The organism is Limimonas halophila (assembly GCF_900100655.1).
In the GTDB taxonomy this organism is placed as follows: Bacteria; Pseudomonadota; Alphaproteobacteria; order Kiloniellales; family Rhodovibrionaceae; genus Limimonas; species Limimonas halophila.
Map to the genome: position 1 here is coordinate 62627 of NZ_FNCE01000003.1, position 15856 is coordinate 78482.

10 protein-coding genes are annotated in these 15856 nt (G+C 68.1%); 8 read left to right on the plus strand and 2 right to left on the minus strand.

What is annotated here, in order from left to right; translation table 11 throughout:
* Positions 1-503 precede the first annotated feature (503 nt).
* From BLQ43_RS05825 to BLQ43_RS05840, 4 genes are all read left to right on the plus strand, one after another.
* Positions 504-2159, plus strand: a complete 1656-nt coding sequence (locus BLQ43_RS05825; protein WP_090019205.1) for an electron transfer flavoprotein-ubiquinone oxidoreductase — start codon at positions 504-506, stop codon at positions 2157-2159.
* 225 nt (positions 2160-2384) lie between these two features.
* Positions 2385-4952 (plus strand): GcvT family protein, encoded by a 2568-nt coding sequence (locus BLQ43_RS05830; protein WP_090019206.1) that lies wholly within the window; start codon positions 2385-2387, stop codon positions 4950-4952.
* Positions 4953-5222: 270 nt separating this feature from the next.
* Positions 5223-5972, plus strand: a complete 750-nt coding sequence (locus BLQ43_RS05835; RefSeq protein WP_090019207.1) for an electron transfer flavoprotein subunit beta/FixA family protein — start codon at positions 5223-5225, stop codon at positions 5970-5972.
* 206 nt (positions 5973-6178) lie between these two features.
* Complete coding sequence (locus tag BLQ43_RS05840; RefSeq protein ID WP_090019208.1) at positions 6179-6991, plus strand: substrate-binding periplasmic protein; 813 nt, start codon at positions 6179-6181, stop codon at positions 6989-6991.
* A gap of 79 nt (positions 6992-7070) precedes the next feature.
* Here BLQ43_RS05840 and BLQ43_RS05845 read toward each other — a convergent pair whose 3' ends face one another.
* A complete protein-coding gene (locus BLQ43_RS05845; RefSeq protein ID WP_218119142.1) occupies positions 7071-8054 on the minus strand; it encodes an ABC transporter substrate-binding protein in 984 nt (327 codons plus the stop codon).
* Between the two features lie 240 nt (positions 8055-8294).
* Here BLQ43_RS05845 and betI point away from each other — a divergent pair, with 240 nt between their 5' ends.
* The 4 genes from betI (at position 8295) to BLQ43_RS05865 (ending at position 14489) form a co-directional block, all read left to right on the plus strand.
* The gene (gene betI / locus BLQ43_RS05850; protein ID WP_090019209.1) at positions 8295-8915 is read left to right on the plus strand and encodes a choline-binding transcriptional repressor BetI; all 621 of its coding nucleotides are present in this window, start codon (positions 8295-8297) and stop codon (positions 8913-8915) included.
* On the plus strand, positions 8899-10365 hold the full coding sequence (betB, locus tag BLQ43_RS05855; protein ID WP_090019210.1) for a betaine-aldehyde dehydrogenase: 1467 nt from the start codon (positions 8899-8901) through the stop codon (positions 10363-10365). The genes betI and betB overlap by 17 nt, the downstream gene beginning before the upstream one ends.
* A 55-nt stretch (positions 10366-10420) precedes the next feature.
* Positions 10421-12082 (plus strand): choline dehydrogenase, encoded by a 1662-nt coding sequence (gene betA, locus BLQ43_RS05860; protein WP_090019211.1) that lies wholly within the window; start codon positions 10421-10423, stop codon positions 12080-12082.
* 484 nt (positions 12083-12566) lie between these two features.
* Positions 12567-14489 carry a propionyl-CoA synthetase gene (locus BLQ43_RS05865; protein WP_281217563.1) on the plus strand — a complete coding sequence of 641 codons (1923 nt, stop codon included), beginning with the start codon at positions 12567-12569 and terminating at the stop codon, positions 14487-14489.
* Positions 14490-14949: 460 nt separating this feature from the next.
* On the opposite strand, the gene BLQ43_RS05870 is transcribed toward BLQ43_RS05865, so the two are convergent.
* Positions 14950-15819 (minus strand): restriction endonuclease, encoded by an 870-nt coding sequence (locus BLQ43_RS05870; RefSeq protein WP_090019213.1) that lies wholly within the window; start codon positions 15817-15819, stop codon positions 14950-14952.
* Positions 15820-15856 lie beyond the last annotated feature (37 nt).

Here is a 15856-nt window from a genome sequence, read left to right on the forward strand (position 1 = left end):
TGAAGGCGTGTGCTTCACGGGGGCCTAGAGCATCGTGCGTGAAATCGTGTTTGCCGGGAAAACTGGAAACCTCACGCTAGGTTCCTGTTTTTCCTGTGCGAGCAGTTTGCGCGCCTGCGGCGCGCGAGCCTTGCGGCTGTCCACGCACGAGCAAGCAGAATCCCGCAGGTGATTCTGCTTTACGGCGATCTGCTCTAAAGCTGGGTAATTCCGGGCGTCGTTGCCTGACCGATCCCGTATATTGCACCGCCGCATAAGTGGCGGATCACAAAGGGTTGCCAAGCGGGTTCACGCGTGCGAGGTGACCGGCTGGTGCGCCTGCGAGTCCAGCCGCTGACGGGGTCGCTCGCGGCGGTCGCGCGACGGGCGCCGCGGCGGCGATCGGCCGGTGCGGCATGCCGCCACAGGGCGGTCTGACGGCCTTGGCCGGCGCGCGGCACGCCCGAGAGTCAGTTGGGACCGCACGGCGCGACATCCACGCGGCGCGGGGAGACAAGGGCGCGATGAGCGAACGCGAGTCCATGGAATACGACGTCGTCATCGTCGGCGCTGGCCCGGCGGGGCTGGCCGCGGCGATCCGGCTGCGTCAACAGGCTGAGGAGTCCGGCCAGGATCTGGCCGTGTGCGTGCTGGAGAAGGGCTCCGAGGTGGGCGCGCACATCCTCTCCGGCGCGGTGCTGGAAACGCGCGCGCTCGACGAATTGATCCCCGACTGGAAGGACAAGGGCGCGCCGCTCAACACGCCGGTCAGCGACGAAAAGTTCATGTTCCTGACCGGCAAGGGCAGCATGTCCATGCCCATCCCGCTGTTGCCCCAGGAGATGCACAACGAGGGCAACTACATCGTCTCCATGGGCAACGTCTGCCGCTGGATGGCGGAGCAGGCCGAGGAGATGGGGGTGGAGATCTACCCCGGCTTCGCCGCGGCGGAAGTGCTGTTCGACGAGCAGGACCGTGTGGTGGGCGTGGCCACGAACGACATGGGCGTGGCCGCCGACGGCTCCGCCAAGGCGGGCTATGAGCCCGGCATCGAGCTGCGCGCCAAGTACACGATGTTCGCGGAGGGCTGCCGCGGCTCGCTGTCCGGCCAGCTCATCGACACGTACGGCCTGCGCGAGGGCGCCGATCCGCAGACCTACGGCATCGGCCTGAAGGAGCTGTGGGAGGTTCCGGACGAGAACCACCAGGAGGGGCTGGTCGTCCACACCGCCGGCTGGCCCATGGACAACAAGACCTGGGGCGGCTCCTTCATCTACCACCTGGAAGACAACCAGGTGTACGTCGGCTACGTCATCGGCCTGGACTACGAGAACCCGCACCTCTCGCCCTTCGACGAGTTCCAGCGCTTCAAGACGCACCCGGCCGTGCGCGGCATGCTGGAGGGCGGCAAGCGTGTTTCCTACGGCGCGCGCGCGCTCAACGAGGGCGGCCTGCAGTCAATCCCGCGCCTCGTCTTCCCGGGCGGCATGCTCATCGGCTGCTCGGCGGGCTTCCTGAACGTGCCCAAGATCAAGGGCAACCACAACGCCATGAAGACGGGCATGCTGGCCGCCGAGTCCGTCGCCGAGGCCATCGCCGAGGGCGACGCGGGCCAGCAGACGCTCGACCGCTACCCGACCAAGTTCGAGCAGTCCTGGGTGCACGAGGAGTTGCACCGCGCGCGCAACTTCCGCCCCGCCGCGGCGCGCTTCGGCATGGCGCTGGGCACCGTCTACGCCGGCTTCGACCTCAAGGTCATGAAGGGCAAGCTGCCGTGGACCCTGCACCACAAGCACTGGGACCACGAGACGCTCAAGCCCAAGGACCAGATGCCCAAGATCGAGTACCCGAAGCCGGACGGGGTGGTCAGCTTCGACAAGCTCTCCAGCGTCTATCTGGCGAACGTCTGGCACGAGGAGGACCAGCCGGTCCACCTGCGGCTCAAGGACGACAGCATCCCCGTCTCGCACAACCTCGAATACTTCGACGCGCCGGAGCAGCGCTACTGCCCGGCCAACGTCTACGAGATCGTGCGCGACGACGACGGGTCCAATCCGCGCCTGCAGCTGAACTTCACGAACTGCGTTCACTGCAAGACGTGCGACATCAAGGATCCCAAGCAGAACATCCAGTGGGTGACGCCGGAAGGCGGCGGCGGCCCCAACTATCCCAACATGTAAGGCCCGGAAGCGGGCCGCCGCGGCGGCGGCCGGTGGGGCGCGGCGCAATCCCACTAGCTGCCGTCGCAGGATCGCAAGCCCCCGTCACGGACGCGGGCTTATGCCCTCACCGGGTTGCGCGAAACCGGAACCGGACATGCGCTCGGCACGGCCGTCCCCGGCGGGGGCGCCGGCCGGCGGCGCTGAAAACAACGCCACGACATCCTTCCAGGCGGAGACGGACACATGTCGAAATTCCCCGAGAGCGCAAACGTCGTCATCATCGGGCAGGGCGGCATTGTCGGTGCTTCGGTGGCCCATCACCTGATCGAGCGCGGGTGGGACAACATCGTCGGTATCGACAAGTCGGCCATCCCGACGGACATTGGCTCGACGTCGCACGCCTCCGACTTCTGCTTCATGACGGCTCATGACCACATGACCGTCTACACGACCACCTACTCGAAGAACTTCTTCGAGAAGTACGGCTACTACGCCCGCGTCGGCGGCTTCGAGGTCGCGCGGGCCGACGACGACGAGCGCATGGAGGAGCTCAAGCGCAAGGTGGGCTCCGGCAAGGCCTTCGGCACCAACGTGTCGCTCGTCAGTCCGGAAGAGGTGAAAGCCAAGTTCCCGCTGGTCGACGAGACCAAGATCCAGGGCGCCATGTGGGACCCGGACGCCGGCCTCGTGATCCCGCGCTCGCAGAGCATGACCGGCGACATGGTCCAGTGGGCCGAGGACACCGGCAAGCTGCAGGCCTTCGGCAACACCGCCGCGACCAGCCTCGACATCCAGAACGGGCGCATCGTCGGCGTCGAGACGACGCGCGGCTACATCAAGGCGCCCTACGTGGTGTGCTGCGCCGGCCTGTGGGGCCGCCTGATCGCCGAGATGGCGGGCGAGGACCTGCCCATCATGCCGGTCGAGCACCCGCTGCTGTGGTTCGGCCCCTTCAACGAGTTCGAGGGCACCGGCAAGGAGATCGGCTACCCGCTGTTCCGCGACCAGGGCAACTCCGCCTACATGCGCGACACGGGCGATCCCAAGACCACCGAGGGCGGCCAGTTGGAGTGGGGCTACTACGAGGAGAAGGCCCCGCGCATGGTGCACCCCAAGAACATCCTCACCAAGGAGCAGGCGCGGCTGTCGCCGTCGCAGCGCGACCTCGACCTGGAGCAGGTCATGGAGCCGCTGGAGAAGGCGATCGAGCTGACGCCGGTGCTCGGTGAGCTGGGCGTGGACGAGCGCCACTCCTTCAACGGCCTGCTGCAGGTCACGGCGGACGGCGGCCCGTCCATCGGTGAGTCCCCGAACGTGCGCGGGCTGTGGTACGGCGAGTCCGTCTGGATCAAGGACGGCCCCGGCACCGGCAAGGTCATCGCCGACTGGATGACGGACGGCCGCGTCGAGATCGATCCGCACGGCATCGACGTCGCGCGCTACTACCCGATCCAGAAGACGCCGTCCTACATCCACGACCGTTGCTACGAGACGGCCTTCAAGATCTACAATCCGCCGGTGCACAACCGCGAGCCCTACAGCATGGGCCGCAACCTGCGGTGCAGCCCCTTCTTCGCCCGCGAGCAGGAGCTGGGCGGCTACTTCATGGAGGCCGCGGGTTGGGAGCGCGCCCACGGCTACGCCGCCAACGAGAAGACGCTCATGGAGAAGTGGGCGGATCACGTGCCGACGCGCCAGAACGAGTGGGACGCCCGCCACTTCTGGCACGTCTCCAATGCCGAGCATCTGGAGATCTCCAACAACGTCGGCATGATCAACCTGTCGCACTTCGCGATCTACGACGTCTCGGGGCCGGACGCCGAGGGACTGATGGAGTTCTGCTCCGTCTCCAAGGTCGGCGGCAACACCCCGATCGGGAAGGGCGTCTACTCCAACTTCCTCGACCACGAGGGCGGCATCCGCGCGGACCTCACCATCATCCGCCTCGACACCAACCACTACCGGGTGATCGACGGCGGTGACACGGGGAACCGCGACTACGTCTGGATGACCCGCATGGCCGAGGACTACGGCTTCAACGTCACGATCGAGGAGCGCTCGGACCAGTACGGCTGCCTGGGCGTGTGGGGCCCGAACGCCCGCGAGACGCTGAAGCAGCTCGCCGATCACCCCGAGCAGCTGGACCCCGAGAACTTCCCCTTCGCGGCCTCGCGGGACTTCACGCTCAAGGGCATCCCGGTGAAGGGCTTCCGCATCTCCTACGTCGGCGAGCAGGGCTGGGAGCTGCACTTCCCCTTCAGCTACGGCCTGCCGCTGTGGGACATGCTGCGCGAGCAGGGCGTGCCGGCGATCGGCATCGAGACCTACGCCAACAGCCGCCGCCTGGAGAAGAGCCTGCGGCTGCAGAACCACGAGCTGCTGACCGAGTACAACATGTACGAGGCGGGGCTCGCGCGGCCGAAGGTCAAGGACGCCGACTTCTACGGCAAGCAGGCCTATGTGGCCCAGCGCCAGCGCGAGCATCAGCCGGCCTATCTGTGCACGCTGACGATGCAGGACAACGTCGATTCCAACGGCGTGGCGCGCTATCCGGTGGGCTCCTGGCCGATCCTGGACCCGGAGACGGGCGAGACGCTCAAGGACGAGCTGGGCCGGCCGTCCTACGTTACCTCCGTCGCCTACGGGCCCTCGATCGGGAAGAACATCGCCATGGCCTACCTGCCCTACAGCTACTGCGAAGAGGGCCGGCAGGTCACGATGGAGTACTTCCACGAGCACTACCCGATGAAGATCGAGGCGGTCGGCTACAAGCCGCTCTACGACCCCAAGAACGAGCGGCCGAAGTCGTAACGCCGCCACCGGCCCGCCGGGGTCCGCGCGGCCCCGGCGGGCGCGGTTTGACAGGTTTCGGACGGGCTGCTAGGCGACGCCCGCTCCGGTCAGAGCGCAATGAGACGACGCAGAATTGCTCTACGAGCCTCATCGCACTCTATCTCTTTCGTTTGCGGGCATGATTCAGCGCCCGGACCGCTTGCGCGCCGCCGGCGTGCGCTGGCCTTTCGGCCTGGTCGGTCCGACCTCGTCATGCCCTAGGCACACCCCAACCAGCGTGGGACAACGATGAAGGTTCTCGTTCCGGTCAAGCGCGTGCTCGATCCCTACGTGAAGGTCCGCGTGAAGAAGGACAACAGCGGCGTCGACCTGTCCAACTCCAAGATGGCGATGAATCCCTTCTGCGAGATCGCCGTCGAACAGGCGATCCGGCTGAAGGAGCAGGGGCACGCCTCCGAGGTCGTGCTGGTGTCCGCCGGCCCGCAGCAGGCCCAGGAGACGATCCGCACGGGCCTGGCGATGGGCGCCGACCGCGGCATCCTCATCGAGTCGGACGAGGCGCTGGAGCCGCTGGGCGTGGCCAAGCTCCTCAAGGCCGTGGTCGAACAGGAGGATCCCGGCCTCGTCCTCATGGGCAAGCAGGCCGTGGACAACGACAACAACCAGACCGGCCAGATGCTGGCGGCGCTGCTCGGCTGGTCGCAGGGCACCTTCATCTCCGAGGTCAACGTCCAGGACGGCACCGCGCGCATCACGCGCGAGATCGACGGCGGCCTGGAGACGCTGGACCTCAAGATGCCGGCGGTGCTGACGACGGACCTGCGGCTGTGCGAGCCGCGCTACGCCTCGCTGCCGAACATCATGAAGGCGAAGAAGAAGAAGCTGGACAAGACCGCGCCGGCGGACTGGGGCGTCGACGTCACCCCGCGCCTGGACGTGCAGAAGGTCGAGGAGCCGCCCGCGCGCGAGGCCGGCGTCAAGGTCTCCAGCGTGCAGGAGTTGGTGGACAAGCTGCGCAACGAGGCGAAGGTCATCTGATCGCGGCACACCGTGCGCGTTGGCTGGCAGCGAGCGCCCGGCCCCTAGGGTCGGGCGCTTTTTTGTGCACCGCGATCGAAGCCGATGCGGTTAGCATAAAGCAGGTGGTCGGACCTTGGCGGCCCGCAACGCCCGGCCTACGATGGTGAATCGTATGTCAACCGTCGCGGCGCGGCGGGTGTGCACCGGGGGGAAGAGCCCGCAAGATGCCGCGCTTCCGCCAATCCCTTGCCGGTCGCCGACGCGGGCCGGGGTGGGGCACCGGCACGGTGGTCGCCACGGTGATGGCGGCGCAGGCCGTCGCGGCGGAACCGGTGCGCCTCGTCACCGGCAACGGCTACGCGCCCTTGTCCGACGAGGACTGGCTCAACGGCGGCCTGGTCACGGACGTGGTGCGCCAGGTCTACGCGCAGCTCGATCGCCGCGTGACGATCGACTTTCTGCCGTGGGTGCGCGGCGCGCAGGCGACGCGCGCGGGGCGGTACCGTGCCACCTTCCCCTACATTCACAACGCCGAGCGCGAACGGCGGTATTTCTTTTCCAAGCCGGTGATCCGCACGGAGAAGCGCCCGATGACGCTCGCCGGCAGCGGCCTCCGCGCGGAAACCGTGGGCGAACTGGCGGGGCTGACCTACTGCATGCCCCACGGCTATCCGCCCCAGGCCGCCATCGCCCGCCTGACCGAGCGGGGCAGGCTGCGCCGGCTCGATCCGCCGAGCATGCGCGCCTGCGTGAAGACCCTGGCCGAGGGCTACGCCGACTTCATCCCCGTCAGCACGCTCCAGGGCCGCGCGGTGGCGGATGCGGTGCTGCCGGAGGGGCGCAAGGTCCGCTTCCTCGAGATCGTGCTTCAGTGCAACGGCCAGCACGTGATCTTTCCGCGCGGCCAGCCTGGGGCCGAAAAGGCGCGCGACCGGTTTGACCGGGGCCTCGCCGCGCTCAAGCGCAGCGGCCGGCATCAGGAAATCGTCGCCCGCCACATCCGGCGTCTGCGCGAGGTGGCGTCAAACGGCGACTGAGGCTGCTGAGCGGACACGAAAAGGGCCGGCACCCCTCGGGATGCCGGCCCGCTCGCGGCTGGTTCCGGTCGCGGCCGGATTAGCCGGACATGCCCAGCGCGTCCTTGATGACGGCGACCGGGTCGCCGTCGCCGCTGCGCGTGGTCACGCCCGTGGTGGTGTACTTGCCGCCCTGCTTGAACCAGCGCTCCAGGATCTTCGGGTTGTTGCGGATGAGCTCCTTGCCGGCCTCGGCGTAGTCCATGTCCTTGTTCAGGACATAGTCGCCCATCTTGTTCTGCTCGTTCAGCGTGAAGGTGAAGTTCTCAAGCAGCTGGCCGACGTTCGGGCAGTCCCAGGCGTAGCCCTTGCGGGTCATCGTGTAGACCGTGGCGCCGCCCTTGTTGGGCCCCCAGTACTCCTCACCGCCGGAGAGGTAGCGCGTGTTGTACTTGAGGTTCATCGGGTGCGGCTCCCAGGCGAGGTGGGCGATCGGCTTCTCGTTCTTCACCATGCGCCCGACCTGGGCCAGCATCCCGGCGGAGGAGGAAGGCACCAGCTCCCAATCGCCGAGGCCGTAGGCGTCGTCCTTGATCATCTGTTTGATGATCTTGTTGCCGTCGTTTCCGGCCTCGATGCCGTAGATCTTGCCGTCGAACTTCTCCTTGTTCTCGGCGAGATCCTTGAAGCTCTTGATCCCGGACTCATACACGTATTCCGGCACGCCGACCGTGTACTTGGCGCCGTCCAGGTTGACGCCGATGATATCGATCTCGCCCTTCTTCATGTACTTTTCGATCATGCCGCGCTGCGTGGGCAGCCACAGCCCCAGGAACGCATCGCGCTCGTTGCGGGCCAACGACTGGAACATGATCGGCACGGACGCGGTGATGATGTCCGTCTCGTAGCCCAGTTGCTGCAGCACCCAGGCCAGCGTCTCGGTCTTGGCCGTCACGCCCGTCCAGTTCACCTGCTCCAGGCGGACCGTCTTGCACGCGTCGTTTCCGTTGTCCTGGGCCGAGGCCACGCCGGTGGTGGCAAGCAGCCCGACCGCGGCGACAGCGAGTGTTTTGCGCAGTTTCATGTGAACGCCTCCCGTACCTTCATCGGCCGGCCGGGTGCCGGCCGTGGGTGTCGCACTGGTCAACCCGGAAAAAGCTACGCACCGCCGGGCCGACCGTCGATACCCTTAGCATACGTTTTTTGATTGAGCGTTCAACCAAAAACCGCTACACAGGACTCGCGACGCGGGACGACGCCGGCGCTTCGGCGGGCTCCGGGCCCGCACGGCCGGCGCCGAAACACCCGCGCGGGGAGGTCGGCGATGCCCAAGGTCGGGATGGAGGAGGTGCGGCGGCGCCAGCTCATCAACGCCACGATCCGAACGATCCACGAGCTGGGCTACGAAAAGGTCACGCTGAGCCGGGTCGCGCGCACCGCCGGCATCTCGCCGGGGCTCGTGCCCCACTACTTCCGCGACAAACAGGGGCTGTTGGCGGCGACGATGCGCCACATCGCGGAAGAGTTGCGCATGGAGCTGTCCCGCCATCTGGCGGACGCGCACGGGCCGCGCGAGCGCTTGCACGCCATCCTGAACGCCAACTTCGCCGCGCGCTGCTTCACGCCGGAGATCGTCTCGGCGTGGCTGGCGTTCTGGGGGCAGGCGCACAGCGACCCGAACCTGACGCGCATGCAGCGCCTCCTGCGCCGCCGGCTGCGCAGCAACCTGGCGCGGCCGCTGCGCGCGTTGGTGCCCGACACCGACGCGCACCGCATCGCCCTGGGGCTGTCGGTCTTCATCGACGGCCTCTCGCTGCGCCACGCGCTGGGCGAGGAGGGGCTGGACCGCGACCGGGCCCACGCCTTCGCCCGCGACTACCTGGAAACACAGCTCGCGAACGCGCCCCACCGCGCCGAGGAGACCCACGATGCCCAACCTGCCTGACGGGAGCCTGTACATCGGCGGCCGCAGCGCGAACGCCCGCGACGGCCGTACCTTCACCACGATCAACCCCGCCACCGGCGAGGTGCTGGCGACCATCCAGCAGGCCGGCGCGGACGACGTCGAGGCGGCCGTCGCCGCCGCCGAGCGCGGCCAGCGCGCCTGGGCCGCGCTGGGGCCGACGGAGCGCGGCCGCATCCTGCGCCGCTGCGCCGACGCCCTGCGCGCCCACCGCCAGGAGCTGGCGGAGTTGGAAACGCTGGACGCAGGCAAGCCCATCCAGGAAACGCCCGAGGCCGACGTCGATTCCGGCGCGGACTGCCTGGAATACTTCGCCGGCCTGACCGACAAGCTCCAGGGCAGCTTCCAGGAGGTGGAGAACGCCTTCGTCTACACCCGGCGCGAGCCGCTCGGGGTGTGCGCGGGCATCGGCGCCTGGAACTACCCGCTCCAGATCGCGTGCTGGAAGGGCGCGCCCGCGCTCGCCGCCGGCAACGCCATGGTGTTCAAGCCGGCGGAGCTGACGCCGCTCTCCGCCATCCGCGTGGCCCAGCTCTTCAGCGAGGCGGGCGTGCCGGACGGCGTCTTCAACGTCGTCCACGGCTTTGCCGAAACCGGGCAGGCGCTGGTGCGCCACCCGCGCGTCGCCAAGGTCTCGCTGACGGGCGAGGCGGAAACCGGCAAGCTCGTCGCCTCGGACGCCGTGAGTTCCTCGCTCAAGCACGTCTCCATGGAGCTGGGCGGCAAATCGCCGCTGATCGTCTTCGACGACGCCGGGCTGGATGAGGCGGTGTCCGGCGCCATCCTGGGCAACTTCTACACCCAGGGCGAGGTGTGCACGAACGGCACCCGCGTCTTCGTGCACGAGCGCCTCCGCGACGCCTTTCTGGACAAGCTCGTCGAGCGCACGAAGCGCATCCGCCTGGGCGATCCGCGCGATCCCGAAACCCAGATGGGTCCCCTCATCTCCAGGGAACACCGCGAAACTGTCCTCGGCTACATCGAGGCCGGCAAGCGCGAGGGCGCCAAGCTGCTCACCGGCGGCGGCGTTCCCGACGACCCGGCGCTGGCGAACGGGGCCTACGTCGAGCCCACGATCTTCGACCAGTGCAGCGACGACATGACGATCGTGCGCGAGGAGATCTTCGGCCCCGTGCTGTCCGTGCTGACCTTCAGCGACGAGGACGAGGTCGTCGCCCGTGCCAACGACACGAAGTACGGCCTCGCGGGTGGCGTGTTCACGCGCGATCTCAACCGCGCCCACCGCGTCGCGGCGAACCTGCAGTGCGGCATCTGCTGGGTGAACCACTACAACGAGACGCCCATCCCCATGCCGTTCGGCGGCGCCAAGCACTCCGGCCTGGGCAAGGAGAACGGCGTCGAGGCGCTGGACGCCTACAGCCAGCTCAAGAGCGTCTACGTCGCCACGGCGCCCTGCGAAGCGCCGTACTGAGCCGGCGCCGCCGCCCCAGCGACAACAGCATCAACAACCCGGGAAGGCTGTCGAGATGGCCGAGACCGAGACGTTCGACTACGTGATCGTGGGCGCCGGCTCCGCGGGGGCCGTGCTCGCCCACCGCTTGAGCGAGGACCCCGAGACCTCCGTCCTGCTCCTGGAAGCGGGGCCGATGGACTATTCGGTCTTCATCCACATGCCGGCGGCGTTCGCCGAGCCGCTCAAGGGCCGCCGCTTCAACTGGGCCTTCAAGACCGAGGCCGAGCCCCACATGGGCGAGCGCGTGATGGACCAGCCGCGCGGCAAGGCGATCGGCGGCTCCAGCTCCATCAACGGTATGGCCTACATCCGCGGCAACGCCGGCGACTACGACCGCTGGGCCGAGAACAAGGGCCTGGAAACCTGGTCCTACCGCCACTGTCTGCCGTACTTCAAAAAGGCGGAGACGCACGAACTCGGCGGCGACGCCTACCACGGCGACCGCGGGCCGCTCTACGTCACGCGCGGGAAGTGCGAGAACCCGCTGCCGCAGGCCTGGATCGAGGCCGGCCAGCAGGCGGGCTACGGCTACACGCCGGACATGAACGGCTACCGCAACGAGGGCGTCGGCCCCATGGACCGCACCACCAAGGACGGGGTGCGCTGGTCCACCGCCAACGCCTACCTGCGCCCGGTCTGGGGGCGCTCGAACCTGACCGTGCGCACGCGCGCCTTCACCGAGCGCATCCTCATCGAAAAGGGCACGGCCGTCGGCGTGCGCTACACCAAGGGCGGCCGCACACGGGACGTCCGCGCCACGCGGGAGGTGCTGTGCTGTGCCGGCGCCATCCAGTCGCCGCAGCTTCTCCAGGTTTCCGGCATCGGCCCGGCCGACCGCCTGCGCGGCATCGGCGTGGACGTGGTCGCCGACCTGCCGGGCGTGGGCGAGAACCTGCAGGACCACCTGGAGTGCTACATCCAGGAGCGCGCCAAGGCGCCGGTCAGCCTCTACCCCGTGACGCGGCCGGTGAAGCGCACGCTCGTCGGCATCCAGTGGCTCTCCACGCGCAAGGGGCTGGGCGGCAGCAACCACTTCGAGGCCGGCGGCTTCATCCGCTCCGAGCCCGGCATCAAGTGGCCCAACATCCAGTACCACTTCCTGCCGGTGGCGGTGAACTACGACGGCACGGGCGCGGCCCCGTACCACGGCTATCAGGCCCACGTCGGGCCCATGCGCCCGGAAAGCCGCGGCTACGTGCGCGCGCGCAGCGCCGACATGCGCGCCGCGCCCGCCATCCGCTTCAACTACAACCAGACCGAACGCGATCTGCGCGAGATGCGCGACAGCATCCGCCTGACGCGCGAAATCCTGCGCCAGCCCGCCTTCGAGCCCTACCGCGAGCGCGAACTGGCGCCCGGCGACGACGTGCAGAGCGACGCCGAGATCGACGAGTTCATCCGCGCCGAGGGTGAAAGCGCCTACCACCCCTCGTGCACCTGCGCCATGGGCGACGGCGAGGGCGGTGTCGTGGACGCCCAGGGCCGCGTTCACGGGGTCGAGCGGCTGCGCGTGGTTGATGCCGCCATCATGCCCACGATCCCGTCCGGCAACCTCAACGCGCCCACGATCATGCTGGCGGAAAAGCTGGCCGACGCCATCCGCGGCCGCGACCCGCTGCTGCCCGAAGACCCGCCGGTCTGGGTCCATCCCGACTGGGAAGCCAAACAGCGCTGAACGAAACACGAGCGTGTTAGCGCGCCTTAGGCGCGCGAGGCGGTCTGCGACCGCCTGTCCATCCCTTGCGTCAGTCCAATGGACGCCCGCCAGGGTGAGCTCGCGGGGCTGTCTTGGGGAAGGTGCCGGCCCCGTTCGGATCGGAAAATCCGGTGTTCAGCCGGGCCGACCGGCTGCGCGCAGGGTCTCCTCCCTGCCTCCCAGAAGGCCGCCAACCCCGAGTGCCCTCCCCCTCAGGGCATGATGGGGTCGCTCCGGGAACGGCGTGGGCCCTGAATCATGCCCGCACATGAATGAGATAGCGCGCGATGAGGCGCGTCGGGTCATTCCGCGTCGTCTCATCGTGCTCGATTTCCGTGGGTGGCGGTCGCCTTGCCCGCCCATCGGCGCGCCCGGTGGGCGGGTTTTTTGTTCGATGTGGGCCGGGCGGCCGGTTTGATTCGCGCGGCCTGCCGGCGCATCCTGTGGCAAAAAGAAATTCCACATGCGGCGAACGGGGAGGTGCGTCATGGCCGGCTACCGCGAGCTGTACGAGCGCTCGCTTCGCGACCCCGAGGGCTTCTGGGGCGAGGAAGCCGAGGCGATCACCTGGCACCGCCGCTGGGACCGCGTGCTGGACGACAGCGAGGCGCCCTTCTACCGCTGGTTCACCGGCGGCCAGTTGAACACCGCCTACAACTGCCTGGACCGCCACGCCGACGGCGGGCGCGGCGAGCAGCCGGCGCTGATCCACGACAGCCCCGTCACCGGCACGCAGACCACCTACACCTACGCGCAGCTGCGCGACGCCGTGGCCCGCTTCGCCGGCGTGCTCCGCGGCCTGGGCGTGGGCCACGGCGACCGCGTCATCGTCTACATGCCCATGATCCCCGAGGCCGCGATCGCCATGCTCGCCTGCGCGCGCATCGGCGCGGTGCACTCCGTGGTCTTCGGCGGCTTCGCCGGCGCCCAGCTCGCCAAGCGCATCGACGACGCCGAGCCCAAGGCCCTCGTCACCGCCTCCTGCGGCATCGAGCCGGGCGGCGTCGTCGACTACAAGCACCTCTACGAGCACGCGTTGTCCGAAGCCGCGCACGCGCCCACCACGGTCGTGGTGAAGCAGCGCGAGCGCCAGCCGTGCGAGCTGGTCAACGGGCGCGATCACGACTGGGACAGCGCCATGGCGCACGCGGCGCCGGCCGACCCCGTGCCCGTCGCCGCGACCGATCCGCTCTACATCCTCTACACCTCGGGCACGACCGGCTGGCCGAAGGGCGTCGTGCGCGACAACGGCGGCCACGCGGTCGCCCTGCACTGGACGATGAAGGGCCTCTACGGCATCGACCCCGGCGAGGTGTTCTGGACCGCCTCCGACGTCGGCTGGGTCGTCGGCCACTCCTACATCGTCTACGGCCCGCTGCTGCGCGGTGCGACCACGGTGATGTTCGAGGGCAAGCCCGTGGGCACGCCCGACGCCGGGGCCTTCTGGCGCGTCATTGAGGAGCACGGCGTCGCCGCGCTCTTCACCGCGCCCACGGCCTTCCGCGCCATCCGCCAGCGCGACCCCGAGGGCCGCGAGATCGCCAAACACGACCTGCGCGGCTTCCGCACCCTCTTCCTGGCGGGGGAGCGCTGCGATCCCGACACCTTCGTCTGGGCGCAGAACCGACTCAATGTGCCCGTCGTCGACCACTGGTGGCAGACGGAAACCGGCTGGGCCATCGCCGGCAACCCCATGGGCATCGAGCCCATGCCCGTCAAACCCGGCTCCGCCTGCAAGCCCATGCCCGGCTGGGACGTGCGCGTGCTCGACGAAGGCGGCGCCGAGCTCGGCGCCAACGAGGTCGGCGCCATCGCCTGCAAGCTGCCGCTGCCGCCGGGCACGCTGCCGAGCATCTGGGGCTCGCGCGACCGCTTCTACAACGAGTATCTCTCCACCTTCCCCGGCTTCTACCGCACCGGGGATGCCGGGATGCTCGATTCCGACGGCGACGTCTGGGTCATGGGCCGCCTCGACGACGTCATCAACGTCGCCGGGCACCGCCTGTCCACCGGCGCCATCGAGGAAGCGCTCGCCAACCACCCCGATGTGGCCGAATGTGCCGTCATGGGTGTTCACGACGACCTCAAGGGGCAGGTGCCCGTGGGCCTGGTGGTGCTCACGGCCAGTTGCGATCGGGATTCCGACGCCGTCGCCAAGGAATGCGTCCAGCAGGTGCGCGAGGAAGTCGGCCCCGTCGCCGCCTTCAAGCACGTCGCCGTCGTCCCGCGCCTGCCCAAGACGCGCTCCGGCAAGATCCTGCGCGGCACGATGCGCAAGCTCGCCGACGGCGAGGAACCCACGGTGCCGCCCACGATCGACGATCCCGCCATCCTCGACGAAGTCCGCCACGCCCTCGCCGACCTCCGTAAACATTGGGATGTTTAATCCCTTCAGTCAGTCGAGCGGACGCCGTCCAAACGAGATGGTGGCGGCTGTCTTGGGGAAGGTGCCGGCCGCAGTGTCATAGGGCGGATTGGCCGTAGGCCCGCCTGCGGCGTCGCCGCGCCAGCGGCAATCCGCCTAAACACGAGCGTGTTTAATCGCGGCAGTCAGTCGAACGGACGCCGTCCAAACGAGATGGTGGCGGCTATCTTGGGGAAGGTGCTGGTATAAGGGCTGCCGACGTTTACCACCGAAATCGTCATTGCCCGGCCCAGACCGGGCAATCCCGGCGCGGGTTGGCAGGCCGCGGGATTTCGGGGCGGTCGCGACGGGTGGGATCACCGCTTCGGAGAGCGGTGATGACGCGTGCGGGCGAGACGCAACCGCCGGCGGCAATCCCCGGCGTCATGCCCGGACACTGATCCGGGCATCCAGCGCCAAACGTCCGAAACGGGGCGAAGCGTTAAATGCTCTCGAACCAGGACCCGTCGACCACGACCTGCTCCACCGTGCGCGTGTGGACGCCCAGGCCGTATTTCTTGATGAGGTCGCACAGGAAGTCGCCGTCCACGAGGTCAATGGCGGTGGCCCCGTCGCGTGAGGCTTCCTTTTGCGCGTCGGCGGTAAACGTGCCGGTGGTGATGATGAGACCCTTGTCGCAGCGCCCGGCCATGGCGCCGCGGAAATCCCGGATCACGCCCGATCCCACGCTGCCCGCGTAGCGCTTGCACTGGAACAGGACCTGGAAGGAGATCAGGTTCACGCGCAGCACGCCCGTGCCGTCGATGCCGCCGTCGCCGGAGCGCTGCGTGACTTCCACCTTGATGAAGCCCGCCTCGCGCAGCAGGCGTTGGGCTAGCCGCTCGAACGCCTCGGGCGGCATGGCTTTCACGACATCGAGAAGCTGCGTCTTCCAGTCCGTTTCGGCGTCGTTTTCCGGCTGCGTGCCATTTGGCGGCGTCACGCCGTTGTCGCCGTTTCCCCCGTCGCCGTTGGTGCGCCTGCGCTCATAGTTCATGCGACGAACTCGGCGCGGGACGTCCGCGCAATCGGCTTCGCTGTACTGTTCGCCTTCGGGCGTGATGGTCCAGACACCCCTGGTAGAATTCTGGATTGCCCCAGCTTTCTTTAAGTACGTCTTAGTCCAGCCGAAATTATAATGTAGGCGTGTCTGGCGCCCGTCGTTGTGGAGGACGTTTGCAGCCTCATCAGAAATGTCTTTGATCTCGATGACTTTCTGCAAAAGTTCTTGATTTGATGCTGATCCACCAAGCTCTCTCAGCGCTTTGAGGCAGGGCCACATCAATTCATCGAAACGCGGGGCGCTCGTCATCTGTCGGTCTCCGCGGCAACACGCAGAGCACCGTTTA

Excerpts from the sequence above, each read along its gene's own strand:
- BLQ43_RS05830 (WP_090019206.1), top strand. The coding sequence starts at position 2,385 with ATGTCGAAATTCCCCGAGAGCGCAAACGTCGTCATCATCGGGCAGGGC.
- betB (WP_090019210.1), top strand. The coding sequence starts at position 8,899 with ATGCCCAACCTGCCTGACGGGAGCCTGTACATCGGCGGCCGCAGCGCG.
- BLQ43_RS05865 (WP_281217563.1), top strand. The coding sequence starts at position 12,567 with ATGCGGCGAACGGGGAGGTGCGTCATGGCCGGCTACCGCGAGCTGTAC.
- betI (WP_090019209.1), top strand. The coding sequence starts at position 8,295 with ATGCCCAAGGTCGGGATGGAGGAGGTGCGGCGGCGCCAGCTCATCAAC.
- BLQ43_RS05870 (WP_090019213.1), bottom strand. The coding sequence starts at position 15,819 with ATGACGAGCGCCCCGCGTTTCGATGAATTGATGTGGCCCTGCCTCAAA.
- BLQ43_RS05835 (WP_090019207.1), top strand. The coding sequence starts at position 5,223 with ATGAAGGTTCTCGTTCCGGTCAAGCGCGTGCTCGATCCCTACGTGAAG.
- BLQ43_RS05840 (WP_090019208.1), top strand. The coding sequence starts at position 6,179 with ATGCCGCGCTTCCGCCAATCCCTTGCCGGTCGCCGACGCGGGCCGGGG.
- BLQ43_RS05845 (WP_218119142.1), bottom strand. The coding sequence starts at position 8,054 with ATGAAACTGCGCAAAACACTCGCTGTCGCCGCGGTCGGGCTGCTTGCC.
- betA (WP_090019211.1), top strand. The coding sequence starts at position 10,421 with ATGGCCGAGACCGAGACGTTCGACTACGTGATCGTGGGCGCCGGCTCC.
- BLQ43_RS05825 (WP_090019205.1), top strand. The coding sequence starts at position 504 with ATGAGCGAACGCGAGTCCATGGAATACGACGTCGTCATCGTCGGCGCT.